This is a genomic window from Bradyrhizobium pachyrhizi (genome assembly GCF_001189245.1).
Lineage (GTDB): Bacteria > Pseudomonadota > Alphaproteobacteria > Rhizobiales > Xanthobacteraceae > Bradyrhizobium > Bradyrhizobium pachyrhizi.
Map to the genome: position 1 here is coordinate 120,542 of NZ_LFIQ01000111.1, position 25,612 is coordinate 146,153.

Genomic DNA, 25,612 nt, shown 5'->3' on the forward strand with positions numbered 1-25,612 from the left:
CCACCGCTTCGCTCTCTTAGCGAACGGTAAACGAAGGCAGTGCGATATAATCAGGAGATGAGCAGCGCCAATAGCCCTTAAGACACGGACTTAAGACACGGACATGGCCCGAACCGATCAGCCCATCCAGCCGCTCGAGCTCGACTGCGCCGACGCATCCGTCACGCAGGAGATGACGCGCTGGCTGTCGCATCTGCGTGCCGAGCGGCGGCTGTCGCCGAAGACGCTCGAGGCCTATGCCCGGGACGTGCGCCAATGCCTCGCCTTCCTGGCCGGACACTGGGGCGCGCGGGTGACGCTCAAGGCATTTTCCGCGCTCGAGGCGAGCGACGTGCGCGCCTTCATGGCGATGCGCCGGACAGAGGAGATCGGCGGGCGATCGCTGATGCGGGCGCTGGCGGGCCTGCGCTCGTTCGGACGTTTCCTGGAACGCGAAGGCAAGGGCAAGGTCGGCGCGCTCTCGGCGATACGCGCGCCCAAGGTGGCGAAGAGCCTGCCGAAGCCGATTCACATGGAAGCAGCGAAACGCTTCGCCGACGCCGACGAGCGCGCGGACGAAACCCGCGAGACCTGGATCCTGGTACGTGACGCCGCCGTCATGGCGCTGCTCTATGGTTCGGGCCTGCGCATCTCCGAGGCGCTGGGGCTGAAGCGCCGCGACGTGCCGAAGCCCGGCGAGGGCGACGTGCTCGTGGTGACCGGCAAGGGCAACAAGACCCGCATGGTGCCGGTGCTGCAGAACGTGCTGCAATTGATCGCGGACTATGCCGCGATTTGCCCGCATCAACTCAGCCCCGCGGGGCCGATGTTCGTCGGCGCGCGCGGCGGTCCCTTGAGCCCGCGCATCATCCAGCTCACCATGGAACGGCTGCGCGGCGCGCTCGGCCTGCCCGACAGCGCAACGCCGCATGCGCTGCGGCATTCCTTCGCCACGCATTTGCTGAGCCGCGGCGGCGATCTGCGCGCGATCCAGGAATTGCTCGGCCACGCATCGCTGTCGACCACGCAGATCTACACCGGCATCGACAGCGAGCGCCTGCTCGAAGTCTATCGCTCCGCGCATCCCCGAGGTTGAACGTTCGGTTCTGAAAAAATAAAGCGCGGGCTTTGGCCCGCCGTCATGCGCCGTTCATCTTCAGACGGTTACCCAAAACCGTTCGGCCCTTGCCTTGTGCACCGCATTCGGCAATCGTGGCGCGGTCTCATCCGGAGGGGAATCATGAGCGCACATGAAAGTATGGAGCACGCGGAGCATGCCGAGCATGCGTCGGGCGAGAACAAGAAGATCGCGCTCCTGATCGCCGTGATCGCCCTGTGCCTGGCGCTGTCGGAAACGCTCGGCAAGGGCGCCCAGACCGAATCGATCAGCAAGAATGTCGAGGCCTCCAACCTGTGGGCCTTCTTCCAGGCCAAGAGCATCCGCCGGACCGCGGTGCAGACCGCGGCCGAACAGGGCAAGCTGAACCTCGCGACAACCACCGACGAGGCGGCAAGGGCCGCGCTGCAGAAGCAGATCGACGATTGGCAGAAGACCGCGGCGCGCTATCGCTCGGAGCCGGAAACCGGCGAGGGTTCGGAGCAGCTCTCCGAACGCGCCAAGCACGCCGAGCATGAGCGCGACGAGGCCACCGCGAAATATCATCATTTCGAGCTTGCCTCCGCCGCCTTCCAGATCGCCATCGTGCTGGCATCGGCGACCATCATCACGGGCATCATCGCGTTGGCCTGGGTCTCCGGCCTGGTGACGCTCGCCGGCATCGTGATGACGGCGCTCGGCTTATTCCAGCCGCACTTGCTGCATCTGCATTGAGACGCAAGGCTTTTGCTCCATCATCCCGAGGCGCGAGCGGAGCGTGCCCCGAAGGATGACGAAACGGAGAGTCCTGCTTAGAGAGGCTTGCTGGTCTGATGCACGCTTTTGCGGAAGCGCGCGATCACGCGCAGCGTGCGCGCCGCCCAGCCCTCGCCGTCGCCGCTGATCATCTCGCGAATGCGCCGCTTGATCGGCTCGACCAGCGCCGTGGCCTTGGCCCGCAGCGCCATCACGAAATTATAGAGCGCCTCGAACCAGGGCATCTCCAGCAGTTTCGGCCGCGTCACGTCGAACAGGAAGGCCGTCACGCCGACGCCGACGAACTTGGCGAACAGGATCAGCGAGACCGCACTGAACCAGTATTGGTTCGCCAGCAGCCAGAGCCCGATCAGCTTGAGCGGAAACAGCGGGATCACCGGCACGACGAAGACAATCAGCGTCATCGCCGGCGACAGCGAATCGACCCGGTCGGCAAGCCACTGCTTGAGCGCGCGGAGCGGAATCCACGCCACCACCCGCGCCACGATCGGCTCGAGGTGGTCCCATAGCCAGGCCTCGACCAGGAAGACGATCGCAAGCAGGACCCAGAACGGTTGAAGCAGGCGGCGCAGCATCGCTATGATCTCGACCCGGCCTACGCCGGACTTTCGATCATCACATATGGATGGCGCGCTTGCCCACCGCAAGCGCGGCTTCCTTGATCGCCTCCGAACGGGTCGGGTGCGCGTGGCAGGTGCGTGCCAGATCCTCGGCCGATCCGCCGAATTCCATCAGAACGCAGGCTTCGTGGATCATTTCGCCGGCTTCGCGCCCCACAATGTGGACGCCAAGCACCCGATCCGTCTTCGCATCTGCGAGAATTTTCACGAAGCCGTCGGTGGTCTGATTGACCTTGGATCGGCCGTTCGCCGTGAACGGGAATTTGCCGACGGTGTAGGCGACGCCGGCCTGCTTGAGTTCTTCCTCGGTCTTGCCGACCGACGACACTTCCGGCGTGGTATACACAACACCTGGAATGACGTCGTAGTTCACGTGGCCGGCCTGGCCCGCGATGATCTCCGCACAGGCAACGCCTTCGTCTTCCGCCTTGTGCGCGAGCATCGGCCCGGCCACGACGTCGCCGATCGCGTAGATACCCTTCACGTTGGTCGAGAAGTGCGCGTCGATCTCGACGCGGCCGCGATTGTCGAGCGCAACGCCGGCCTCCTTCAGCCCGAGGCCCTCGGTGTAGGGCACCCGGCCGATGCAGACGAGCACGACGTCGGCTTCGATGGTTTCCGCAGCACCGCCCGCGGCGGGCTCGACCTTGGCCTGCAGCGTCTTGCCGGAGCTATCGACCGCGGTGACCTTGGCGCCGAGCTTGAAGACGAAGCCCTGCTTCTCGAGCATCCGCTGAAATTGCTTTGCCACCTCGCCGTCCATGCCGGGCAGGATGCGGTCGAGGAATTCCACGACCATGACGTCCGCACCGAGACGCCGCCAGACCGAGCCAAGCTCGAGCCCGATCACCCCCGCGCCGATGATCAACAATTTCTCCGGCACCTTCTCCAGCGACAGCGCGCCGGTCGAGGACACGATGCGCTTCTCGTCGATGTCGATACCTTTCAGGCGGGCGATATCGGAGCCGGTGGCGATCACGATGTTCCTGGTCTCGACGGTCTCGGACTTGCCGTCGCCGGAGACCTCGACCTTGCCGGCGCCGAGGATCTTGCCCGTGCCCTTGAGCACGTCGATCTTGTTCTTCTTCATCAAGAATTCGACGCCCTTGACGTTGCCGTCGATGCCCTGCTGCTTGAAGTTCATCATCGCGGGCAGATCGAGCTTCGGCGCCGGAACACTGACGCCCATCTTGGCAAAGGAGTGCCCGGCTTCCTCGAACATCTCGGAGGCGTGCAGCAGCGCTTTCGACGGCATGCAGCCGATGTTGAGGCAAGTGCCGCCCAGCGTCGCGTTCTTCTCGACGACGGCGACCTTCATGCCGAGTTGCGCCGCGCGGATCGCGCAGACATATCCGCCCGGGCCGGTGCCGATGACGACGAGATCGTAAGAAGCCATGATAGAACGTCCTGTAGCTAAGCTCTGTGACAATTACGCGGGCGCGATCGTGTCGGCAGACCGCCGCCCGCCCTTGATCGTGTGCTAGCGACCGCCCGACACGTCGAGGATCGCGCTGGTGACATAGGAAGCCTCGTCCGAGATCAGCCAGACGATGGCGTTGGCGATTTCATCGGCCGTGCCGACACGCTTCATCGGCACCATATGGGCAAGCCGGTGCGCACGATCGGGCTCGCCGCCCGCGGCGTGGATGTCGGTGTCGATCAGGCCGGGCCGGATGCCGGCAACGCGGATGCCCTCATTCGCGACTTCGTAGCCGAGGCCGATCGTGAAGGAATCGATCGCGCCCTTGGAAGCGGCATAGTCGACATAGGTGTTGGGCGCACCGAGCTTCGCCGCAACGGAGGAAAGGTTGACGATGACGCCGCCCTTGCCGCCGTGCTTGGTCGACATGCGCTTCACCGCCTCGCGCGCACACAGGATGCTGCCGGTGACATTCACCGCCATCATCTGCTGGATACGCTCGGCCGACATCTCGTCGACACGCACGCCGCTCTTGCCGACGATGCCGGCATTGTTGACGAGCGCGCCGAGCGTGCCGAAGCCGTCGGCCGCCTTGAACAGCGCCAGGATGTCCTGCTCGCTGCCGACATCGCATTTCACCGCGATCGCCTTGCCGTTCCTGGCCTCGATCGCGGCGACGACCTCGTCCGCCGCGGTCTTGTTGGATGCATAGCCGACAACGATGCGATAGCCGCGCGCGGCGGCAGCAAGCGCGGTGGCGCGGCCGATGCCGCGGCTGCCGCCGGTGATGACAACGACCTTATCCGTCACTTTGATCCCCAAATGTGAGCACCCAACAGATCGCGGCGCCCGAGCCGATCGGGCGCCGCGCGCGATACGATCTCAGAGGTCCAGCACCAGGCGGGCCGGATCCTCCAGGCTCTCCTTCACACGCACCAGGAAGGTAACCGCTTCCTTGCCGTCGATGACACGGTGATCATAGGACAGAGCCAGATACATCATCGGGCGCACCTCGATCTTGCCGCCGACGACCATCGGCCGCTCCTGGATCTTGTGCATGCCGAGGATGCCGGACTGCGGCGCATTCAGGATCGGCGTCGACATCAGCGAGCCGTAGATGCCACCATTGGTGATGGTGAAGGTGCCGCCCTGCATCTCGTCGATCTTGAGCTGGCCGTCGCGGGCGCGGCGGCCGTAGTCGGCGATCGACTTCTCGATCTCGGCGATCGACTTGTGGTCGCAGTCGCGCACCACAGGCACCACGAGGCCGCGGTCGGTGCCGACCGCAACGCCGATGTGATAGTAGTTCTTGTAGATCAGGTCAGAGCCGTCGATTTCGGCGTTGACCGCCGGGATGTCCTTCAGCCCCTGCACGACCGCCTTGGTGAAGAAGCCCATGAAGCCGAGCTTCGAGCCGTGCTTCTTCTCGAACGTGTCCTTATAGAGGGCGCGCAGCTTCATCACCTCGGTCATGTCGACCTCGTTGAAGGTGGTCAGCATCGCGGCGGTGTTCTGCACGTCCTTGAGGCGGCGCGCGATGGTCTGGCGCAGCCGGGTCATCTTCACGCGCTCCTCGCGCGCGGCGTCGTCCGCCGGCGACGGCGCACGAACCTGCACGGCGGCGGCCGGCTGGTTGACCGGGGTCGGCGCCGAGGCGGCCTTCTCGATCGCGGCCAGCATGTCGCCCTTGGTCACGCGGCCGTCCTTGCCCGAGCCGGGAACGGTGGACGCATCGATGCCGCTTTCAGCGGACAGCTTGCGGACCGAGGGTGCCAGCGGCGCATCCGCCGGCGGCGCCTTCGGCGCGGCCGGGGCCGGGGCGGCAGAAGCCGCGGCAGCCGGTGCGGCCACCTTGGCGGGAGCTGCAGCAGCCGGCTTGGCGGCCGGGGCGGCGCCGTCATTGATCTGTCCGAGCAGCGCGCCGACGGCAACCGTCTCGCCGTCATTGGCGATGATCTCGCCGAGCGTGCCGGCGACCGGCGCGGGCACCTCGATGGTGACCTTGTCGGTCTCCAGTTCCACCAACGGCTCGTCCACCGCGACAGCTTCACCGGCCTTCTTGAACCAGCGGCCGATCGTGGCCTCGGTCACGGATTCGCCGAGCGTTGGAACGCGAATTTCAGTCATGGTCTTTTCCTCGATAACCCTGCGGTCGCAAAATTTGCGGTCGTGAAACTTGTCCGCCACCGCCCGCAAAGCGAGCGATCCGGTACTCCGTGACGACAGCACTTCTGCTGGATGACGCGGGATACCGGATGCCCCGCATTCGCGGGGCATGCTTCAATGAAAGTCGTTAGTTCAGTGCGTCGTCGAGCAGCGCCTTGAGCTGCGCCAGATGTTTCGACATCAAGCCGGTCGCGGTTGCCGCCGATGCCGGACGGCCCGCATAGCGCGGACGCTTGTTGGGTGCGTGGATCTGGTTGAGCACCCATTCCAGATAGGGCTCGATGAAATGCCAGGAGCCCATGTTGCGCGGCTCTTCCTGGCACCAGACCACCTCGGCACCCTTGAAGCGGCCGAGCTCCTGCACCAGCGCCTTCAGCGGCACCGGATAGAGCTGCTCGACGCGCATCAGATAGATGTCGTCGATGTCGCGCTTCTCACGCTCCTCGTACAGATCGTAATAGACCTTGCCGGAGCACAGCACGACACGACGAATCTTGTCGTCCGGCTTCAGCTTGATCTTCTCGTCCGGCAGCATCTGCGCGTCATCGTACAGAATGCGATGGAACGTGGCGTTCTTGCCGAGCTCCTCGAGCTGCGACACCGCGCGCTTGTGGCGCAGCAGCGACTTCGGCGTCATCAGGATCAGCGGCTTGCGGATCTCGCGATGCAGCTGGCGCCGCAGCACGTGGAAGTAGTTCGCCGGCGTGGTCGGATTGACCACCTGCATGTTGTCCTCGGCGCACATCTGCAGGTAACGCTCGAGGCGCGCGGAGGAGTGCTCCGGCCCCTGCCCTTCGTAGCCATGCGGCAGCAGGCAGACGAGGCCCGACATGCGCAGCCACTTGCGTTCGCCCGAGGAGATGAACTGGTCGAACACCACCTGCGCGCCGTTGGCGAAGTCGCCGAACTGCGCTTCCCAGAGCGCCAGCGCGTTCGGCTCAGCCAGCGAGTAGCCGTATTCGAAGCCAAGCACCGCCTCTTCCGACAGCAGCGAGTTGATGACCTCGTAGTGGCCGGTGTCTTCGCCGCCGAGATGATTGAACGGCGTGTAGCGGCTCTCGTCCTCCTGGTCGATCAGGACGGAGTGGCGCTGCGAGAAGGTCCCGCGCTCGGAATCCTGACCAGACAGCCGCACGTGATGACCTTCCTGCAGCAGCGTGCAGAATGCCAGCGCCTCGCCGGTCGCCCAGTCGATCCCAATTCCTGTATCGATCGCCTTGGCGCGATTGTCGAGGAAACGCTGGATGGTGCGGTGGACGCGGAAACCGTCCGGCACCCTGGTGATCTTGCGGCCGATATCCTTGAGAACGGCGACATCGACGCCGGTGACGCCGCGGCGGGCGTCTTCTTCCTGATCGGCGATCTTGAAGCCTGCCCACTTGCCGTCGAGCCAGTCGGCCTTGTTCGGCTTGTAGCCGGCGCCGGCTTCGAGCTCGGCGTCGAGCCGTGCGCGCCAGTCGGCCTTGGCCTTCTCGACCTCGCCCTCGGTCAACACGCCGTCGGCCACCAGCCGCTTGGCGTAGATCTCCAGCGTCGAGGGGTGAGAAGCGATCTTCTTGTACATCACCGGCTGGGTGAAGGCCGGCTCGTCGCCCTCGTTGTGGCCGTGGCGCCGGTAGCAGAACATGTCGATGACGACCGGCTTGTGGAATTTCTGCCGGAACTCGATCGCGACCTTGGCCGCGAACACCACGGCCTCCGGATCGTCGCCATTCACGTGGAAGATCGGCGCATCGATCATCTTCGCCACGTCGGACGGATAGGGCGACGAGCGCGAGTAGCGCGGATAGGTGGTGAAGCCGATCTGGTTGTTGACGATGAAATGCAGCGAGCCGCCGGTACGATAGCCCTTCAGGTCGGACAGGCTGAAGCATTCAGCCACCACGCCCTGGCCTGCGAACGCCGCGTCGCCATGCATCAAAAGCGGCAGCACGGAGATACGCATATCCGGCGGATCGCCGTGCTGGTCCTGCTTGGCGCGCACCTTGCCCATCACGACCGGATCGACGATCTCGAGATGCGACGGGTTTGCGGTCAGCGACAGATGGATGTTGTTGCCGTCGAATTCGCGGTCCGAGGAGGCGCCGAGGTGATACTTGACGTCGCCCGAGCCTTCGACCGAGTCGGGGTTGGCCGAACCACCCTTGAACTCATGGAACAGCGCGCGATGCGGCTTGCCCATCACCTGGGTCAGCACGTTGAGGCGGCCGCGATGCGGCATGCCGACCACGATCTCCTTCACGCCGAGATTGCCGCCGCGCTTGATGATCTGCTCGAGCGCCGGGATCAGCGATTCACCGCCGTCGAGACCGAAGCGCTTGGTGCCGGTGAACTTGGTGTCGCAGAACTTCTCGAAGCCGTCCGCCTCGATCAGCTTGTTGAGGATCGCGCGGCGTCCCTCGGGCGTGAACGAGATCTCCTTGTCCGGCCCCTCGATGCGCTCCTGGATCCACGCTTTCTGCGCGGCGTTGGAGATATGCATGAACTCGACGCCAAGCGTCTGGCAGTAGGTGCGTTCACAGATCTGCACGATCTCGCGCAGCGTGCCGTATTCGAGGCCGAGCACGTGGTCGAGGAAGATCTTGCGATCGAAGTCCGCCTCGGTGAAGCCGTAGGAGCGCGGATCGAGCTCCTCGCGGTCGCGCGGCGCCTCGATGCCGAGCGGATCGAGCTTGGCGTGGAAATGGCCGCGCATGCGGTAGGCGCGGATCAGCATCAGCGCGCGAACCGAATCCCGGGTGGCCTGATGGACGTCGGCATCGGACAGCTCGGCGCCCTTGGCCTGCGCCTTGGCCGCGAGCTTGGTGCCGACCGCCTTCTCGACCTGGGCCCAGTTGCCGTCGAGCGCCGAGGTCAGCTCGTCGCGCGGCGTCACCGGCCAGTTGTCGCGGCCCCACGAGGCGCCCTCGGCGTTCTTCTGGACGTCGGCCGGGGCGTCCTTCAGGCTTTTGAAGAAATCCTGCCACTCGGCGTCGACCGACGACGGGTCCTGCTCGTAGCGGGCGTAGAGGTCGTCGATGTAGGCGGCGTTGGTGCCCTGCAGGAATGATGAGAGTGCAAAAGCGGCGTTCGCGTCTTGGCGAGACATGGGCAGTCCTGGTGATTTTTTCGGTTCGCGCGTAGGAGACGGCGCTGATGCCGGTCTGGAAGTGCGCCGGCTGGGTTGATACCCTTTACCCTATCTAGGACAGATATTCCTGCCTAAAAGAACCAAGAAATGAATTTATTTTCATTTTTTATTGATCGGCATTCTGGCGACAAAGCGCAATAAGAGAGCGGGTTCCCCAAGGAGAACCCGCCCCAAATCACGTCAAATCTCGAAGGGAACTTCGCCGGACGGCGGTTACTTCAGCATCTCCGCGAGCGTCTGCCCGAGGCGCGCCGGCGACGGCGACACCCTGATGCCGGCGGCCTCCATTGCCGCGGTCTTGGAACCGGCGTCGCCCTTGCCGCCCGAGATGATCGCGCCGGCATGGCCCATGCGGCGGCCGGGAGGTGCGGTGACACCGGCAATGAAGCCGACCATTGGCTTCTTGCGGCCGCGCTTGGCCTCGTCCTTGAGGAACTGGGCGGCGTCTTCCTCGGCGGAGCCGCCGATTTCGCCGATCATCACGATCGACTTGGTCTTCTCGTCGGCCAGGAACATCTCCAGCATGTCGATGAACTCGGTGCCCTTGACCGGGTCGCCGCCGATGCCGACCGCGGTGGTCTGGCCGAGGCCTTCCTGGGTGGTCTGGAACACCGCCTCATAGGTCAGGGTGCCGGAGCGGGAGACGATGCCGACCGAGCCGGGCTTGAAGATGTTGGCCGGCATGATGCCGATCTTGCATTCGCCGGCGGTCATCACGCCAGGGCAGTTCGGCCCGATCAGCCGCGACTTCGAGCCCGAGAGCGAGCGCTTCACCCGCACCATGTCGAGCACGGGAATGCCCTCGGTGATGCAGACGATCAGGGGGATTTCCGCATCGATCGCCTCGCAGATCGCGTCGGCTGCGCCCGGCGGCGGGACATAGACCACGCTGGCGTCCGCGCCGGTCTTCTCGCGCGCTTCGGCGACGGTGTCGAACACCGGCAGGTTGAGATGGGTCGAGCCGCCTTTGCCCGGCGCCACGCCGCCAACCATCTTGGTGCCGTAAGCGATCGCCGCTTCCGAATGGAACGTGCCGTTCTTGCCGGTGAAGCCCTGGCAGATGACCTTGGTGTTCTTGTCGATCAGAATGGACATGGTTCGAGATGCTTTCGCGAGACGATCGGTGAAGGGACTCTATGATTTGAGCATGATCTTATCGGAAAACCGGAGACCACTTTTCCGGATCATGCTCAGTGAATACGCCGGTACACGCCGGTGAGCACGTCGGCCCACCCTTCCGCGTCAGGCGAGAACTGGATTTTCATGTTGTAGGTGTTGTCGTCGACGACCTCGTAGACGTGACGGGCATTGCCGCGCAGCGAGCCGCGCACCAGGATCAGCGACTTGCCCGCCCAGCCACCGGACGCCGGTGACGGCGGGTAGTAGCCGAGCGAGTCGTGCCAGAACAATTTGTAGGCCCGGTCGTCGCGGTCGTAGGTGAACACGCCGTGGGTTGCGAAGCTCTCCTTGCCGTCGCGGGTCTGCACGCTGTCCTGGATCAGGTAAAAGCCGTTGAGCGCGATGCGCGCAACGACATGCGAGGTGGCCGGACCGCCCGCGGTCCAGCGCGACGGATAGACCATCTCTTCGCCGCTCCACTCGCCCGCAAACGCCGCGAGCTTGCGGTGTTCGTCCAGCGGTGTCGGAGCGTCGAGATGATCGGCCATCGTTAGCCTCCCTTGACGGCTTTCACGATCTTCTGTGCAGCGTCATCGAGGTTGTCGGCGGGCAGGACGTTGAGGCCGCTCTCGCGGATGATCTTCTTACCCTGCTCGACATTGGTGCCTTCGAGGCGCACCACCAGCGGCACCTTGAGGCCGACCTGCTTCACCGCGGCAACCACGCCCTCGGCGATCACGTCGCACTTCATGATGCCGCCGAAGATGTTGACCAGGATGCCCTTCACGTTCGGATCGGCGGTGATGATCTTGAACGCGGCCGCGACCTTCTCCACGCTGGCGCCGCCGCCGACATCGAGGAAGTTCGCCGGCTCCATGCCGTACAGCTTGATGATGTCCATGGTCGCCATGGCGAGGCCGGCGCCGTTGACCATGCAGCCGATCGTACCGTCGAGCGCGACGTAGTTGAGATCGTATTTCGACGCCTCGATCTCCTTGGCGTCTTCCTCGGTCTCGTCACGCAGCGCGACCACGTCCGGATGACGATAGAGCGCGTTGCTGTCGAACGACACCTTGGCGTCGAGCACGCGAAGCTGGCCCTGCTTGGTGACGACGAGCGGATTGATCTCGAGCATCGCCATGTCCTTGGCGGCGAAGGCGGCATAGAGCTGGCCGGTCAGTTTCTCGGCCTGCTTGGCGAGATCGCCGGTCAGCTTCAGCGCCTTGGCAACAGTGCGGCCGTGATGCGGCATGATGCCGGTCGCGGGATCGACCGAGAACGAGACGATCTTTTCCGGGGTCGAATGCGCGACCTCCTCGATATTCACGCCGCCTTCGGTCGACACCACGAAGGAAATTTCGGAGGTCTCGCGATTGACCAGGATCGAGAGGTAGAACTCCTTGTCGATGTCGGAGCCTTCCTCGATGTAGAGGCGATTGACCTGCTTGCCGTGCGGACCGGTCTGCACCGTGACCAGCGTCGCGCCGAGCATCTGCTTGGCGAATTCGCTGACCTCGGCGGCCGACTTGGCGATGCGGACGCCGCCCTTGTCGCCGGCCGATGCTTCCTTGAACTTGCCCTTGCCGCGGCCGCCGGCATGGATCTGGCTCTTGACCACCCAGATCGGGCCGGGCAGCTGCTTGGCCGCCGCGTCGGCCTCTTCCGGCTTCAGCACCGGCACGCCGCGCGAGATCGGCACGCCGAATTCATGCAGCAAAGCCTTGGCCTGGTATTCATGGATATTCATGGAAAGACGCTCCCAAACCCTCGTGCGGCGACCTTTTACGTCAGCCTTGAGACTGGCATACCATATACCAAAGCTCGCGCAACTAAAAACCCACCGAAATTTCATTGCCTTGCACCCGACAGGCGATTGAAACCGCCTATCGGGCCATTGCCAATCGAGATTACTTGCCGAGCAGATCGGGCGCGATCTTCTTGCAGGCGTCGACCAGGCCCTGCACCGCACCGACCGACTTGTCGAAAGCCTCGCGGTCCTTACCCGCCAGCTCGATCTCGACGATGCGCTCGACACCCTTGGCGCCGACCACGACCGGCACGCCGACATACATGTCCTTCACGCCGTACTCGCCGTTGAGATAGGCGGCGCAGGGCAGCACGCGCTTCTTGTCCTTCAGGTAGCTCTCGGCCATCGCGATCGCGGACGCGGCCGGCGCGTAGAAGGCGGAGCCAGTCTTGAGCAGGTTGACGATCTCGGCGCCGCCGTTGCGGGTGCGATCGACGATCTCATCGATGCGCGCCTGCGAGGTCCAGCCCATCTTGACGAGGTCGGGCAGCGGAATGCCGGCGACGGTCGAGTAGCGGGTCAGCGGCACCATGGTGTCGCCGTGGCCGCCGAGCACGAAGGCGGTGACGTCCTCGACCGAGACGTGAAATTCGTCGGCCAGGAAATAGCGGAAACGCGCGGAGTCGAGCACGCCGGCCATGCCGACCACCTTCTTGTGCGGCAGGCCCGAGGCCTTCTGCAGCGCCCACACCATGGCGTCGAGCGGGTTGGTGATGCAGATGACGAAAGCGTCGGGCGCGTACTTCTTGATGCCGGCGCCGACCTGCTCCATGACCTTGAGGTTGATCGAGAGGAGATCGTCGCGGCTCATGCCGGGCTTGCGCGGCACGCCGGCGGTGACGATGCAGACCTTGGCGCCGTCGAGCGCTTCATAGGAATTGGCGCCGACCAGATTGGAATCGAAACCGTCGACCGGCGACGACTGCGCGATGTCGAGCGCCTTGCCCTGCGGCACGCCCTCGGCAATGTCGAACAGCACGACGTCTCCGAGTTCCTTGAGGCCGACGAGGTGCGCCAGCGTTCCGCCGATCTGTCCGGAGCCAATCAGAGCAATCTTGTCGCGTGCCATGGGAAATCAGTCCTTTGAACTGTGTACGGGAGGGAGGGAAGTCGGTTGCAAGGGTGGTTATCCCTTTCGAATGATCCATTCAAGTCGCGGCCTGCCCGATTGCGGGCCCTGCCTGGAATTCGATCAGGCATGCCAGCAACATCCGCCCCGGAGACACGAAAAGTTGCTCCGAACCAGACCGCGCGCAAGACGATATTTCGAGACGGAATTTCGAGGCTGAATTTCAGGTCTCGACCAAGCCGGTCGACGCGCCGCTCGCGGAGGAGTCCTTCCGGCCGTGCGGCAGCGCCAGGTAGGATTCCGAGCTCATTTCGATCAGGCGCGAGGATGTGCGCTTGAACTCCATCGCCTCGACGCCTTCGGTCGCAAGGTACAGCGACACCGGATCGGCCTCGGCCGAGGCCATCAGCTTCACGGCATTGTCATAGAGCGTGTCGATCAGCGAGATGAAGCGCTTGGCGGCATTGCGCTCGGCGTAATCCATCACCGGAATGTGGTCGATCAGGATCGTATGGTAATCGTGCGCAAGCCTGAGGTAATCGGACGCGGCAAGCGGCTTCTCGCAGATGTCCATGAAGCTGAAGCGCGCGACGCCGTGCGCCGAGCAGGGCACGTTCAGGATCCGTCCCTTGATCGGAATGAGGCGCGCCTTGCACGGCGCATTGCCGGTCATCTTGCGCCAGGCCGCGTTGAGCGCGGCATCGGCCGCGTCATCCGCCGGCACCAGCCACATCTTGACGCCGACGAGTTTCTCCAGCCGGAAGTCGGTGCGCGCATCGAGCCGCAACACGTCCATGTGGTCGGAGATCTGCGCGATGAACGGCAGGAACAGCGCGCGATTGAGACCGCCCTTGTAGAGATCATCAGGCGCAACGTTCGACGTCGCGACCACGACGGTGCCGAGCTCGAACAGCTTTGCGAACAGCCGGCCGAGGATCATCGCATCCGCGATGTCGGTGACGTGAAATTCGTCGAAGCAGAGCAGCCAGGCTTCGTCGAAGATCGCCTGCGCGGTGAGCGCGATCACGTCGCCGTCCGCGATCTCGCCGCGCGCGATCTGCTGACGGTAGCCGTAGATGCGCTCATGCGCCTCGGCCATGAATTCGTGGAAATGCGCGCGGCGCTTGTGCTCGACCGGGCTCTGCTGGAAGAACAGATCCATCAGCATGGTCTTGCCGCGACCGACCTCGCCGTGGACGTAGAGCCCGCGCGGCGGCTTGTCGTCCTTATCGCCGCCGAACAGCCGCCCGAACAGGCCTTGCTTGCGCTGCGGCTTGTAGCTCGCGAGCCGCTCATCCAGCGCGCCGAACGCCTCGGCGGCGCGGGCCTGCGCCGGATCAGCCTCGATCGCGCCGGAGGCGACCAGGGACTTGTAGTGCTCGAGAAAGGAACTGGGCGAGGTGGACAACATGAGCCCACCTTACGGCCCTAGTGCGCGGCAAATTGCAAGCCGTGAATTGTGCCAGTGGGTATGCAGACAGGTATGCAAGCGCGAACCCTTGCATGCCACGCCGGCCGCACGAGCCTTGCCGGGGCGCCTTAATGCGCGATCTGCAACACCTCACGCGCAGAGGTCGTAGGAATCCTCGACCACGTAAGGACCGCCACCGGTCGATGCGCGCGACGAGAACAGCACGAAGCGGTCCGCCATGAAGGTGCGGCTCGGGAAGTAGCCACGCACGGACAGATAATCCGCGACGTCCTGGCTCGAAGCGTCGTGCAAACGCGCGAGCGTGACATGTGGCGTGAATTTTCTGCCCTCGGGATCGAGCCCCATCCGCTGCATCATCCGCTCGAGCTCGGCCTGCAGTTCGATCAACGGCCGGCTCGGCTCGACGGCGGCAACCACCGCGCGCGGCTTGCGTCCGCCGAAGCTCGACAGGCCCTGCAGTTTGACCTCGAACGGCTTGCGGTTTACCCGAAACAGCATCGTCGCGATCTCGTTGGCCCACATGCCATCGATGTCGCCGATGAAGCGCAGAGTGACGTGATAATTTTCGGGATCGATCCAGCGTGCGCCGGGAAGGCCGCCACGCAAGCTGGAGAGGGTTTGGCCGATATCGGCCGGAATTTCCAGTCCAGTGAACAGACGCGGCATCGCAATAATCCTCGATGCTTGGCGCGGGTTTTGGGAGCCCGCACCCTGTAACGGCCCGGCGACGAATCACCGATGCCTATTTGTACCCGAGATATGTGACTCTGCGAAGCATGACCCGTTAACAGCTCGTAAACCTACGGACACGACACGGCTCACTGCCTGCGCTTCAACTGCGTTGCCCTGATATTGCGCCGAGAAATGCCTCCACTGTGGGCAGGATATTTTTCACAACGATGTCCACACCTGCTGCCGTCGGATGCATGCCGTCGGCCTGGTTGAGCTTGGCATCGGCGGCAACGCCATCGAGGAAGAACGGATAGAGCGGCACGCCAAGTGTCTTCGAGAGATCCGGATAGATCGCGTTGAACTTCGCTGCATACTCACTGCCATAGTTCGGTGGCGCGAGCATACCGCACAAGAGCACGGCGATCTTGCGCGCCTGCAACTTTGTGATGATGTCGGTGAGCGCGGCACGCGTGACGGCGGGATCGATGCCGCGCAAGGCATCGTTGGCGCCGAGCTCGACAATCACGGCATCGGTTCCATCAGGCACCGACCAGTCGAGCCGCTCGCGGCCGCCCGAGGCGGTGTCGCCGGACACCCCGGCATTGCTCATCTCGACCTTTATCCCCTTGGCTTCCAACGCCTTTTGCAGCCGGATCGGGAATGCCGCCGGGCCCGGGAGGCCGTACCCGGCGCTCAGGGAATCGCCCAGGACCACCATCTTGATCGGCTTCGCCGGGCCTTTCTCCAGCCTTGGCGTCTGCGCGCTGGCCGCCGTCATCAAGCCCATAAGCAACACGAGTATGTGCACGAAGATTCTCAACCGGCCCTCGACCGCAGCTGCGGAAGTGCCATATGACCGAACCATGGACAGTCTCATCGAATCCTCTTCACTGACCGACGTCGAGCCGGACACCATTGCCGTCAGGAACGTCAATCTCTCGCTCGGCACCGGCGCGGCACGGGTCCATATCCTCAAAGATATCAGCCTTCGTGTGGCGGCGGGTGAGGCCATCGGCCTGATCGGCCCGTCGGGCTCGGGCAAGTCGACCTTGCTGATGGTGATGGCGGGGCTCGAACGTCCTGACAGTGGAGAGGTGGTCGTCAACGGCACCTCGTTCAATGCCCTCGATGAAGATGCGCTGGCGCGCTTCCGCGGCCGCCAGGTCGGCATCGTCTTCCAGTCGTTCCATCTGATCCCGACCATGACGGCGCTGGAGAATGTCGCGGTGCCGCTCGAGCTCGCCGGCAATCCCGATGCCGCCGCGCGCGCCGCGCAGGAGCTGCAATCGGTCGGGCTCGGCGAACGGCTGCATCATTATCCGACGCAGCTCTCCGGCGGCGAGCAGCAGCGCGTCGCGATCGCGCGTGCGCTCGCGCCCGACCCCGCGATCCTGGTGGCCGACGAGCCGACCGGAAATCTCGACGAGACGACGGGCAAGCAGATCGTCGATCTGCTGTTCACCAAGCACGCCGAGCGCGGCATGACCCTGGTGCTGGTGACGCACGATCTCGCGCTCGCGCAGCGCTGCGACCGCGTCGTGCGGCTGCGCTCCGGCCGCATCGACGGACCATCCACGACATGAGCATCGCGTCCGAAGTCGCGGTGCAGGGCCGCGCGTCGTCGCTTGCCTTCCGTTATGCGCTGCGCGAATTGCGCGGCGGCCTGCGCGGCTTTTACGTGTTCATCGCCTGCATCGCGCTCGGCGTGATGGCGATTGCCGGCGTCGGCTCGGTCGCCGCGAGCCTTGGCGACGGCCTGTCCCGCGAGGGACGCACGCTGCTCGGCGGCGACGTCGCGTTCTCGCTGATCTCGCGCGAGGCCAAGCCCGACGAGGTCGCTTATCTGCGCACGCGCGGCGAGGTTTCGATCGCGGCCACGCTGCGCGCGATGGCCCGCAGCAATGACGGCAAGCTGGCGCTGGTCGAGCTCAAGGCCGTCGACGGCAAATATCCGATGCTCGGCGAGCTGACGCTCGAGCCGAACATGTCGGTCGCCGATCTGCTCGCCGAACGCGACGGCATCTACGGCGCGGCCGCCGATTCGACGTTGCTGGCGCGGCTCGACCTGAAGCTCGGTGACCGCGTCACCATCGGCAGTGCGACCTATCAGATCCGAAGCGTGGTGGTGGCCGAGCCCGACAAGCTCGCCGGCGGCGTCGGCCTCGGGCCGCGCTTCCTGGTCAGCGAAGCCAGCCTGCGCGCCACCGACCTGCTGCAACCGGGCAGCCTGGTGCGCTGGATCTACCGCGTGAAACTGCCTGACGGCGCCAACGACGATCGCGCCACCACCGCGCTGATCGACGGTGCACGCAGCGCAGCGCCGGAGGCCGGCTGGGAGGTCCGCAGCCGCAGCAATGCCTCGCCGCAGCTCGAGCGCACCATCAACCGCTTCACCCAGTTCCTGACCCTGGTCGGCCTCGCGGCGCTGCTGGTCGGCGGTGTCGGCGTCGCCAACGCGGTGAAGAGCCATATCGACCGGCGTCGCGACGTCATCGCCTCGTTCAAGGCGCTCGGCGCCACCGGCCGCGACGTCTTCACGATCTACTGCACGCAGGTGGTGGTGCTGGCCGGGATCGGCTCGGTGATCGGGCTCGTGCTCGGCGCGGCGCTGCCCTTCGTCATCGTCGGCCTGTTCGGCAAGCTGCTGCCGCTGCCGGTGGTGCCCGCGCTGCATCCCGACGAACTCGCGCTGTCCTTCATCTATGGCCAGCTCACCGCGCTGGCTTTCGGGCTGTGGCCACTCGGCCGCGTCCATGACGTGCCGGTCGCCGCACTGTTCCGCGAGACCGTCGCCAGCGAGTGGCATCGCCCGCGCTGGAGCTATCTGGCGCTGATGGCCGTGGTGATCGCGCTGCTGATCGGCGTCGCGATCGGGCTTGCCTATGACAAGCGGGTCGCCGCCGTGTTCGTCGCCTCGTCGATCGCGGTGTTCCTGCTGCTGCGCGGAATTGCCGAGCTCCTGATGGCGGTGGCGCGGCGGTTGCCGCGCAGCCGCATGACCATGCTGCGGCTCGCGATCGCCAACATCCACCGGCCGGGCGCGCTGACGCCGTCGGTGGTGCTGTCGCTGGGGCTCGGGCTGGCGGTGCTCGTCACCATCACCCAGATCGACGGCAATCTGCGCCGGCAATTCCTGGCCGCCCTGCCGGAGCGGGCGCCGTCGTTCTTCTTCATCGACATCCCCTCCACCGAAGCCGACCGCTTCAATGCCTTCCTGTCCAAGGTCGCCGCCGGCTCGACCGTCGAGGACGTGCCGATGCTGCGCGGGCGCATCGTCGCCGCGCGCGGCGTCAAGGCGGATCAGCTCAGGCCGTCGGTCGATTCGGAATGGGTGCTGCAGAGCGACCGCGGCCTGACCTATACCGGCGAAATCCCCAAGGGCTCGAAGATCGTCGAGGGCGAATGGTGGGGACCGGACTACAGCGGACCCCCGCTGGTCTCGATGGAGAAGAAGATCGCCGACGGCCTGTCGTTGAAGATCGGCGACGAGATCGTCGTCAACGTGCTCGGACGCGACGTGCCGGCGAAGATCGCCAACCTGCGCAACATCGACTGGCAGGGCCTCGGCATCAATTTCGTGCTGGTGTTCTCGCCGAATGCCTTCAAGGGCGCGCCGCACAGCCATGTCGCGACTCTGACGGAACCACACGCCGATTCCGCCGACGACGCGCGCATCATCAAGCAGGTCGCCGACGCGTTCCCGATGGTGACCAGCGTGCGGGTCCGCGAGGCGCTGGAGACGGTCGGCAGCGTGGTCAGCAATCTGGTGCTGGCGATCCGCGGCGCCAGCGCCGTGACGCTGATATCCGCAATCCTGGTGCTCGGCGGCGCACTGGCCGCCGGACACCGTCACCGCGTCTATGACGCCGTGATTCTCAAGACGCTCGGCGCCACGCGGGTGCGATTGCTCGGCGCTTACGCGCTAGAGTATCTGATGATCGGTTTTGCAACCGCCGTGTTCGGGGTGATCGCCGGCTCGATCGCGGCCTGGCTGATCGTGACGCGGCTGATGACGCTGAGTTTTATCTGGCAGGCCGGCAGCGCCGCGCTGGTCGTGGTCGCCGCGCTGGTCGTCACGGTCGGACTGGGGCTCGCCGGGACGCTGCTCGCGCTAAACCAGAAGCCGGCCTCAGTGTTGCGGAATTTGTGACAAAATGTAGCGGCGCGAGCGCCCGTTTTTGCCTATAACGCTAGGGTAGAGCGACATTCGGCCGCGCGTGGAAGCTTGCGTCGGATGTGTTAATTTCCCACATACCAATCGGGTCGGATAGTCGGTTTGAATGACACGGAATTAATGTTCCGCAAACCGAGCCATCTGAGATAGATTTACGACCGGCGCCGCAAATCCCTTGCGCTCCACCGGGACCAACCACGGGAATTCGACCATGTCGGACCTAGACCGCAACTACGCTTCTCCTTTCGGCCGGGCCGCCGGGCGCATTGACGCTGCGGCCGTCGACGCCGGTCTGCGCGCCTACATGCTGCGCATCTACAACTACATGAGCATCGGCCTGGCCATCACCGGCCTCGCCGCGCTCGGCGTCTACATGGGTGCGGTGACGACCGACCAGTCGGCCGCCGTCGCCAAGTTCGGCAACGCCTATCTGACGCAGTTCGGCTACGCGATGTTCGTGAGCCCGCTGAAGTGGCTGTTCATCCTCGCCCCTCTGGCGATGGTGTTCGTCATCTCGGCCGGCATCAACCGCCTGCAGCCCGCGACCGCCCAACTCCTGTTCTGGGTGTTCTCGGCGCTGATGGGTCTGTCGCTGTCGTCGATCTTCCTAGTGTACACGCACACCTCGATCGTGCGCGTGTTCTTCATCACCGCGGCGACGTTCGGTGCGCTGAGCCTCTACGGCTACACCACCAAGCGTGACATGAGCGGCATGGGCTCGTTCCTGTTCATGGGTCTGATCGGCATCATCATCGCGAGCCTGGTCAACCTGTTCCTTGCGAGCTCGGCGCTGCAGTTCATCGTGTCGGTGGTCGGCGTGCTGGTGTTCGCGGGCCTCACCGCCTGGGACACCCAGCGGCTGAAGAACGACTACATCTACGGCTACGCCTCGCAGGGTGGCGTGATGGCAGAGCGTGCGGCAATCACTGGTGCGCTGTCGCTCTACCTGAACTTCATCAACCTGTTCACGCTGCTCCTGCAGCTGCTCGGCCAGCGCGACTAAGCGCCTCGAGCGAGCCGATCGATCAAACCTTGCAGTCCAAGCCCCGGCCACACGGCCGGGGCTTTTCTTTTGCGCGAGGCAAAATGCGGCGTAGCCCGGATGGAGCGTCCGGGTAAGTCTTTGGAGAGACCGGCCCCGGATTGCGTGCGCTTCATCCGCGCTACGGTTTCTTCTCCTCCCCGCTGAAAGGGGGAAGGTCGGGATGGGGGTCAGCCGCAGACGACGGCGTATGTGGAGGGAGAATATCCCCGCCCGCTTTGCTTTGGCGAGCAAAGCGACCTCCCCTTTTCAAGGGGGAGGTTGGAACGTGAGTAGCCCGGATGGACCAACGGGTCGCGCGAACGCGCTTACACCAGCGACAGCTTGCGATCGATCACGAACAGCACGCGTTCCAGTTCGTGGCCGCGGCGGAGGATCAGGCCGGTCGCGGAAATCACGCTGTACATGCCCTGCTTGCGCGCAAGCAGGGGATCCTTCTCGATCCGGTAGATCGGCATTTCGGATGCGCGCCGGAACACCGAGAACACGGCGCGGTCCTTCAGGAAGTCGATCGCATAATCGCGCCACTCGCCGTCGGCGACCATGCGGCCGTAGAGATTGAGAATGCGGTTGAGCTCAAGTCGATTGAATGTCACGCGGTTGGGCTGAGGGGTCGCGGCGGCGGTGCGCGCCGCGGCACGACTCCCGCTCGGATCAGTGTCCTCCGAGATCAAACTCATCGAGCGCCTCCTGTCACCTCGGTGACGATCGGGTTCCGAAGGCCCCTGTTCGGGATCGTCACGAGAGTGACATGATCGCGCTAAGCGAGGGGGCCCGCAAGGGGCCAATCGCAATGCAACCGGGCCTTAACCACCGCCGCGCGCGGCGGATTGTCCGGAAAACCGCAGAGTCACGGGAACGTTAGCGGAATCATATTGCTGCCCCACTTCCGCCCATCGCCCGCCCCGCTGCCCTGCGAAAAGGAAACCCTGCGTTGGCCCGGTCCTTTCGGTTCCGGATTCCTCAGCCCCCAGCCCCCCGGGGCCGTCGGGATCGGGCCTGTTCGCAGGGGAGTCAAATCCCAACACTGGGCCAACGAAAGTTGGTCCTTTTTGTTTTGGGGCCTGCGCAAGCGAGACGCGCGCAAAGCCCCGGCGCCTTCCTTTCGGCAAATCACTGAATGCAGGTTTGTCGCCATGCGCGGCTGACGACAACATGCGTGCGGCCAGCGACGCGACTGGCCGAAGCCAGCTTATCGCGCCTTATTGTGGCGAGGCGCTAGTGAAGCGAGGTGAAGGCAGCGCCGAGCATCGGGCCCGGCTTGTCGCGGTTGCCGTCCTGGACGTACACCGCAGCAGCATCGACACCGTCACGCGTGATGTTCTCCAGCGGCACGGTCCAGCTCCCGGACGAACCGTTCCAGTCACCGACCTTGAGGAGATTGCGCACCACGTTGTGGTAGGTGATCTCGCGGCCGCGGTTCTCGCCGCGCGCGATCGAGATCGGCACCGACTTGGAGATCGAGCAGATCCAGACCTCGCCGCGCGACACTGCGGGCGACTTCGATGCGGCGACCGACACATTGATCTGCTTGCCGGTCAGCGTCATCGTCACCGGCACCGACATCACGCTGCCGCCCTTCTCGGTGTCCTTGATCGCGCTCTCGATGCTGGCGCGGTCGCTGCCGATCACATGCGCGGAGCCGTTGATCACAGCCTGCGGCGTGTAGACGTCGCGGTCGCCGCGCACATGCGAATAGGCTTTCTGGCGCGCGCTGAAACGGGAATCGGCCAGCGTGTCCTTCCAGCCGAGATAGTCCCAATAGTCGATCGGCATGCTCAGCGCGATGACGTTGGGGTCCTTCGCGAGATCACCGATGATCTTGTCCGCGGGCGGACAGGACGAGCATCCCTGCGAGGTGAAGAGTTCGACGACAGCACGCGGATCAGCGTGGGCGGGGCGGATGATCGCGACGATTGCGCAGATGCCAAGGGCGCTCGACCATCGCGAGATACAGTTATAGGCCATCATCGCTGTCATACTGCGAACCAGTCGTGATGATTTCCATCCGTAATTGTACGGAGCATGAAGTCTGTCCCTGAACTTGCGTGCCCCAAAACGCGAGAAAGCGGCCTTTTCATAGGCCGCCTTCTTTTTAGCCGCTACTCACTAAGCAGTGAGGCACCGATCACAAATCCGCGTTGGAGCATGGTCCGGAAAAGTGTGAAGTGGCTTTCCGGATAGACCATGCTCAAACAAGGGGCCCTTAGGCCGCGAGTTTGCGCAGCACATAATGCAGGATGCCGCCGTTGCGATAGTAATCGAGCTCGTCCAGCGTATCGATGCGGCAGAGCAGCGGGACATCCTTTTTGCCGCCGTCAGCGGAGACGATTTCGGCCGTCAGCGTCTGGCGCGGCTTCAGATCGCCCTGCAGCCCGCGGATCGTGACCTTCTCGTCGCCCTTGAGGCCGAGCGAGGACCACGACGTGCCGTCCTGGAAGGTGAGCGGAAGCACGCCCATGCCGACCAGGTTGGAGCGATGAATGCGCTCGAAGCTCTGGCAGATCACCGCGCGCACGCCGAGCAGACGGGTGCCCTTCGCGGCCCAGTCGCGCGACGAGCCGTTGCCGTATTCGGCGCCGGCGAACACCACCAGCGGCACGCTCTCCTGCTGGTACTTCATCGCGGCATCGTAGATCGACATCTGCTCGCCGTCGGGCCAGTGCCTGGTCAAACCGCCTTCCGGAATATTGCCGTCGGCACCCTTCAGCATGAAGTTCTTGATGCGGATGTTGGCGAAGGTGCCGCGCATCATCACTTCATGGTTGCCGCGCCGCGTGCCGTACTGGTTGAAGTCGGCGGGGCGCACCTGGTGCTCGCTGAGGAACTTGCCGGCGGGCGAGGTCAGCTTGATCGAACCGGCCGGCGAGATGTGGTCGGTGGTGATCTTGTCGCCGAACATCGCGAGAATCCGCGCGTCGACCACGTCGGTGACCGGGTCGGGCTGCTTCTTCATGCCCTCGAAATAGGGCGGGTTCTGCACATAGGTCGAGCTCATGTTCCAGCGATAGGTCTTGCTTTCCGTGGTCTTGATCTTGCGCCAGTTGGTATCGCCCTTGAACACGTCGGCGTACTTCTTCTTGAAGATCGTCGCGGTGACGTACTTCTTCATGAAGGCATTGATCTCCTTGGCGGTCGGCCAGATGTCCTTGAGGAACACCGGCTTGCCGTCCTTGCCGATGCCGAGCGGCTCGACCGCGAGATCCTTGGTCACGGTGCCGGCGAGCGCGTGCGCGACGACGAGCGGCGGCGAGGCGAGGTAGTTGGCCTGCACATCGGGCGAGACGCGGCCTTCGAAGTTGCGGTTGCCCGACAGCACGGCGGCGGCAACGATGCCGTTTTCGTTGATCGACTTCGAGATGTCTTCCGGCAACGGGCCGGAGTTGCCGATACAGGTCGTGCAGCCGAAGCCGACCAGGTTGAAGCCGACCTTGTCGAGATCGGCCTGCAGGCCGGAATTGGCGAGATATTCCGCCACCACCTGGCTGCCCGGCGCGAGCGAGGTCTTCACCCACGGCTTGGCCTTGAGGCCCTTGGCGGCCGCCTTGCGCGCCAGCAGGCCGGCGCCGATCAGCACGCTCGGATTCGAGGTGTTGGTGCAGGAGGTAATCGCCGCGATCACGACGTCGCCATGGCCGAGATCGAAGTCACGGCCCTCGACGGCATAACGCTTCTGCTCGCCCTCGGGCTTCTTGTATTCGCCGACCAGCGCGGTCGCGAAACCGGTCGACACCGCCGGCAGCGCGATGCGGCCTTCGGGGCGCTTCGGCCCGGCCATCGACGGCACGACGTCGCCGAGGTCGAGCGTCAGCGTGGTGGTGAACACCGGGTCGGTCGACTTGGCGGTACGGAACAGGCCCTGCGCCTTGGCATAGGACTGCACCAGCTTGACGCGATCGGCCTTGCGGCCCGAGGTCTTCAGGTAATCGATGGTCGCGGCGTCGACCGGGAAGAAGCCGCAGGTCGCGCCATATTCGGGCGCCATGTTGCCGATGGTCGCCTTGTCCGCGACCGAGAGATAGTCGAGGCCCGGGCCGAAGAACTCGACGAACTTGCCGACCACGCCGAGCTTGCGCAGCATCTGGGTGACGGTCAGCACGAGGTCGGTCGCGGTGACGCCTTCCTTGAGCTGGCCCTTGAGCTTGAAGCCGACCACCTCAGGCAGCAGCATCGACAGCGGCTGGCCGAGCATGCAGGCCTCCGCCTCGATGCCGCCGACGCCCCAGCCGAGCACGGCGAGGCCGTTGACCATCGTGGTGTGCGAGTCGGTGCCGACCAGCGAGTCGGGATAGGCGACCTCGAAGGTGCCGGTCTTCCGGCCGACCGTCATCTTCTCCTTCTTGGTCCACACCGTCTGCGCCAGATATTCGAGATTGACCTGGTGGCAGATGCCGGTGCCGGGCGGCACCACCGAGAAGTTCGAGAACGCCTTCTGGCCCCACTTCAGGAACTCGTAGCGCTCCTGGTTCTGCTTGTATTCCTCGGTGACGTTCTTCGCGAACGCCTTGTTGTCACCGAAGAAGTTGACGATCACCGAGTGGTCGATGACGAGATCGACCGGCACCAGCGGGTTGATCTTCTCGGCATCGCCGCCGAGGCTCTGCATCGCGTTGCGCATCGCCGCGAGGTCGACCACGGCCGGGACGCCGGTGAAATCCTGCATCAGGACGCGCGCCGGGCGGAACGCGATCTCGTGTTCGAGCTGGCGCTTCTTCAGCCACTTCGACACCGCGACGATGTCTTCCTTCTTGACGGTGCGGCCGTCCTCGTTGCGCAGCAGGTTCTCCAGCAGAACCTTCATCGAATACGGCAGCTTCGAAATCCCCTTCAGTCCGTTCTTCTCTGCCTGGGGCAGGCTGTAATAGACGTAGGACTTGCCGCCGACCTTCAGGGTCTTGCGGCATTTGAAGCTGTCGAGCGAGGTCATGCGAGGAATCCCAATTCTCAGTTATACCCGGCAAGGGTAACTAAACACCGGCGGTCGACACTGGCCAAGGGATGGCCTGGGGTGGGTTGCGGCCGCCGATTGTGTGTGCTGCATCAAGTTCCGGGCTTATAGAACCTTTCTAGAAGCGCCGCCACACCGACAAGCGTGCGACAGCGTTGCGC

The 25,612-nt window shown here is 64.4% G+C and carries 20 protein-coding genes; 5 read left to right on the forward strand and 15 right to left on the reverse strand.

Annotated elements, in window-relative coordinates; genetic code table 11:
* Positions 1–103: 103 nt before the first annotated feature.
* Positions 104–1,075, forward strand: a complete 972-nt coding sequence (locus tag AKL29_RS28535) for a tyrosine recombinase XerC (RefSeq protein WP_028336315.1) — start codon at positions 104–106, stop codon at positions 1,073–1,075.
* 144 nt (positions 1,076–1,219) lie between these two features.
* Complete coding sequence (locus AKL29_RS28540; protein ID WP_028336314.1) at positions 1,220–1,810, forward strand: DUF4337 domain-containing protein; 591 nt, start codon at positions 1,220–1,222, stop codon at positions 1,808–1,810.
* 77 nt (positions 1,811–1,887) lie between these two features.
* On the opposite strand, the gene AKL29_RS28545 is transcribed toward AKL29_RS28540, so the two are convergent.
* The 12 genes from AKL29_RS28545 to AKL29_RS28600 all read right to left on the reverse strand — a co-directional run bounded on the left by AKL29_RS28545 (position 1,888) and on the right by AKL29_RS28600 (position 16,095).
* Positions 1,888–2,427, reverse strand: coding sequence for a hypothetical protein (locus AKL29_RS28545; RefSeq protein WP_028336313.1), 540 nt, complete (start codon positions 2,425–2,427; stop codon positions 1,888–1,890).
* Between the two features lie 40 nt (positions 2,428–2,467).
* A complete protein-coding gene (lpdA, locus tag AKL29_RS28550; RefSeq protein WP_028336312.1) occupies positions 2,468–3,868 on the reverse strand; it encodes a dihydrolipoyl dehydrogenase in 1,401 nt (466 codons plus the stop codon).
* 84 nt (positions 3,869–3,952) lie between these two features.
* The gene (locus tag AKL29_RS28555) at positions 3,953–4,702 is read right to left on the reverse strand and encodes an SDR family oxidoreductase (RefSeq protein ID WP_028336311.1); all 750 of its coding nucleotides are present in this window, start codon (positions 4,700–4,702) and stop codon (positions 3,953–3,955) included.
* Between the two features lie 72 nt (positions 4,703–4,774).
* Positions 4,775–6,019 (reverse strand): 2-oxoglutarate dehydrogenase complex dihydrolipoyllysine-residue succinyltransferase, encoded by a 1,245-nt coding sequence (odhB, locus tag AKL29_RS28560; RefSeq protein ID WP_028336310.1) that lies wholly within the window; start codon positions 6,017–6,019, stop codon positions 4,775–4,777.
* Between the two features lie 166 nt (positions 6,020–6,185).
* Complete coding sequence (locus AKL29_RS28565) at positions 6,186–9,146, reverse strand: 2-oxoglutarate dehydrogenase E1 component (protein WP_028336309.1); 2,961 nt, start codon at positions 9,144–9,146, stop codon at positions 6,186–6,188.
* 255 nt (positions 9,147–9,401) lie between these two features.
* Entirely contained in the window at positions 9,402–10,283 is an 882-nt protein-coding gene (gene sucD, locus AKL29_RS28570; RefSeq protein WP_028336308.1) for a succinate--CoA ligase subunit alpha, read from the reverse strand.
* A 95-nt stretch (positions 10,284–10,378) separates the two neighbouring features.
* Positions 10,379–10,855 (reverse strand): DUF1579 family protein, encoded by a 477-nt coding sequence (locus AKL29_RS28575; protein WP_016845086.1) that lies wholly within the window; start codon positions 10,853–10,855, stop codon positions 10,379–10,381.
* Positions 10,856–10,857: 2 nt separating this feature from the next.
* A complete protein-coding gene (sucC, locus tag AKL29_RS28580; RefSeq protein WP_028336307.1) occupies positions 10,858–12,054 on the reverse strand; it encodes an ADP-forming succinate--CoA ligase subunit beta in 1,197 nt (398 codons plus the stop codon).
* Positions 12,055–12,214: 160 nt separating this feature from the next.
* Positions 12,215–13,183 (reverse strand): malate dehydrogenase, encoded by a 969-nt coding sequence (mdh, locus tag AKL29_RS28585; protein WP_028336306.1) that lies wholly within the window; start codon positions 13,181–13,183, stop codon positions 12,215–12,217.
* Positions 13,184–13,406: 223 nt separating this feature from the next.
* The gene (gene zapE, locus AKL29_RS28590; protein WP_050386455.1) at positions 13,407–14,594 is read right to left on the reverse strand and encodes a cell division protein ZapE; all 1,188 of its coding nucleotides are present in this window, start codon (positions 14,592–14,594) and stop codon (positions 13,407–13,409) included.
* 150 nt (positions 14,595–14,744) lie between these two features.
* Positions 14,745–15,281, reverse strand: coding sequence for an RNA 2',3'-cyclic phosphodiesterase (gene thpR, locus AKL29_RS28595; protein ID WP_050386456.1), 537 nt, complete (start codon positions 15,279–15,281; stop codon positions 14,745–14,747).
* Positions 15,282–15,447: 166 nt separating this feature from the next.
* Complete coding sequence (locus AKL29_RS28600) at positions 15,448–16,095, reverse strand: arylesterase (protein ID WP_050386457.1); 648 nt, start codon at positions 16,093–16,095, stop codon at positions 15,448–15,450.
* Between the two features lie 55 nt (positions 16,096–16,150).
* Here AKL29_RS28600 and AKL29_RS28605 point away from each other — a divergent pair, with 55 nt between their 5' ends.
* The 3 genes from AKL29_RS28605 to AKL29_RS28615 all read left to right on the forward strand — a co-directional run bounded on the left by AKL29_RS28605 (position 16,151) and on the right by AKL29_RS28615 (position 20,464).
* Positions 16,151–16,870 carry an ABC transporter ATP-binding protein gene (locus AKL29_RS28605; RefSeq protein ID WP_050386458.1) on the forward strand — a complete coding sequence of 240 codons (720 nt, stop codon included), beginning with the start codon at positions 16,151–16,153 and terminating at the stop codon, positions 16,868–16,870.
* Entirely contained in the window at positions 16,867–19,437 is a 2,571-nt protein-coding gene (locus AKL29_RS28610; RefSeq protein ID WP_050386459.1) for an ABC transporter permease, read from the forward strand. Before AKL29_RS28605 ends, AKL29_RS28610 begins: the two co-directional genes overlap by 4 nt.
* 235 nt (positions 19,438–19,672) lie before the next feature.
* A complete protein-coding gene (locus tag AKL29_RS28615; protein WP_021078796.1) occupies positions 19,673–20,464 on the forward strand; it encodes a Bax inhibitor-1/YccA family protein in 792 nt (263 codons plus the stop codon).
* 347 nt (positions 20,465–20,811) lie between these two features.
* Here AKL29_RS28615 and AKL29_RS28620 read toward each other — a convergent pair whose 3' ends face one another.
* From AKL29_RS28620 to acnA, 3 genes are all read right to left on the reverse strand, one after another.
* A complete protein-coding gene (locus AKL29_RS28620) occupies positions 20,812–21,183 on the reverse strand; it encodes a DUF2794 domain-containing protein (RefSeq protein ID WP_050386460.1) in 372 nt (123 codons plus the stop codon).
* 538 nt (positions 21,184–21,721) lie between these two features.
* Positions 21,722–22,483: a DUF1223 domain-containing protein gene (locus AKL29_RS28625; protein ID WP_028336299.1), complete on the reverse strand. Its 762-nt coding sequence runs from the start codon at positions 22,481–22,483 to the stop codon at positions 21,722–21,724.
* Between the two features lie 226 nt (positions 22,484–22,709).
* Positions 22,710–25,430, reverse strand: coding sequence for an aconitate hydratase AcnA (acnA, locus tag AKL29_RS28630; protein WP_050386461.1), 2,721 nt, complete (start codon positions 25,428–25,430; stop codon positions 22,710–22,712).
* Between the last annotated feature and the right edge of the window lie 182 nt (positions 25,431–25,612).

Bases quoted from the DNA above. Each gene is read 5' to 3' on its own strand.
- thpR (WP_050386456.1), bottom strand. From the start codon at position 15,281: ATGCCGCGTCTGTTCACTGGACTGGAAATTCCGGCCGATATCGGCCAA.
- AKL29_RS28545 (WP_028336313.1), bottom strand. From the start codon at position 2,427: ATGCTGCGCCGCCTGCTTCAACCGTTCTGGGTCCTGCTTGCGATCGTC.
- AKL29_RS28615 (WP_021078796.1), top strand. From the start codon at position 19,673: ATGTCGGACCTAGACCGCAACTACGCTTCTCCTTTCGGCCGGGCCGCC.
- AKL29_RS28535 (WP_028336315.1), top strand. From the start codon at position 104: ATGGCCCGAACCGATCAGCCCATCCAGCCGCTCGAGCTCGACTGCGCC.
- AKL29_RS28605 (WP_050386458.1), top strand. From the start codon at position 16,151: ATGGACAGTCTCATCGAATCCTCTTCACTGACCGACGTCGAGCCGGAC.
- mdh (WP_028336306.1), bottom strand. From the start codon at position 13,183: ATGGCACGCGACAAGATTGCTCTGATTGGCTCCGGACAGATCGGCGGA.
- AKL29_RS28625 (WP_028336299.1), bottom strand. From the start codon at position 22,483: ATGACAGCGATGATGGCCTATAACTGTATCTCGCGATGGTCGAGCGCC.
- AKL29_RS28565 (WP_028336309.1), bottom strand. From the start codon at position 9,146: ATGTCTCGCCAAGACGCGAACGCCGCTTTTGCACTCTCATCATTCCTG.
- acnA (WP_050386461.1), bottom strand. From the start codon at position 25,430: ATGACCTCGCTCGACAGCTTCAAATGCCGCAAGACCCTGAAGGTCGGC.
- AKL29_RS28620 (WP_050386460.1), bottom strand. From the start codon at position 21,183: ATGAGTTTGATCTCGGAGGACACTGATCCGAGCGGGAGTCGTGCCGCG.
- sucC (WP_028336307.1), bottom strand. From the start codon at position 12,054: ATGAATATCCATGAATACCAGGCCAAGGCTTTGCTGCATGAATTCGGC.
- AKL29_RS28575 (WP_016845086.1), bottom strand. From the start codon at position 10,855: ATGGCCGATCATCTCGACGCTCCGACACCGCTGGACGAACACCGCAAG.
- sucD (WP_028336308.1), bottom strand. From the start codon at position 10,283: ATGTCCATTCTGATCGACAAGAACACCAAGGTCATCTGCCAGGGCTTC.
- odhB (WP_028336310.1), bottom strand. From the start codon at position 6,019: ATGACTGAAATTCGCGTTCCAACGCTCGGCGAATCCGTGACCGAGGCC.
- AKL29_RS28610 (WP_050386459.1), top strand. From the start codon at position 16,867: ATGAGCATCGCGTCCGAAGTCGCGGTGCAGGGCCGCGCGTCGTCGCTT.
- lpdA (WP_028336312.1), bottom strand. From the start codon at position 3,868: ATGGCTTCTTACGATCTCGTCGTCATCGGCACCGGCCCGGGCGGATAT.
- zapE (WP_050386455.1), bottom strand. From the start codon at position 14,594: ATGTTGTCCACCTCGCCCAGTTCCTTTCTCGAGCACTACAAGTCCCTG.
- AKL29_RS28540 (WP_028336314.1), top strand. From the start codon at position 1,220: ATGAGCGCACATGAAAGTATGGAGCACGCGGAGCATGCCGAGCATGCG.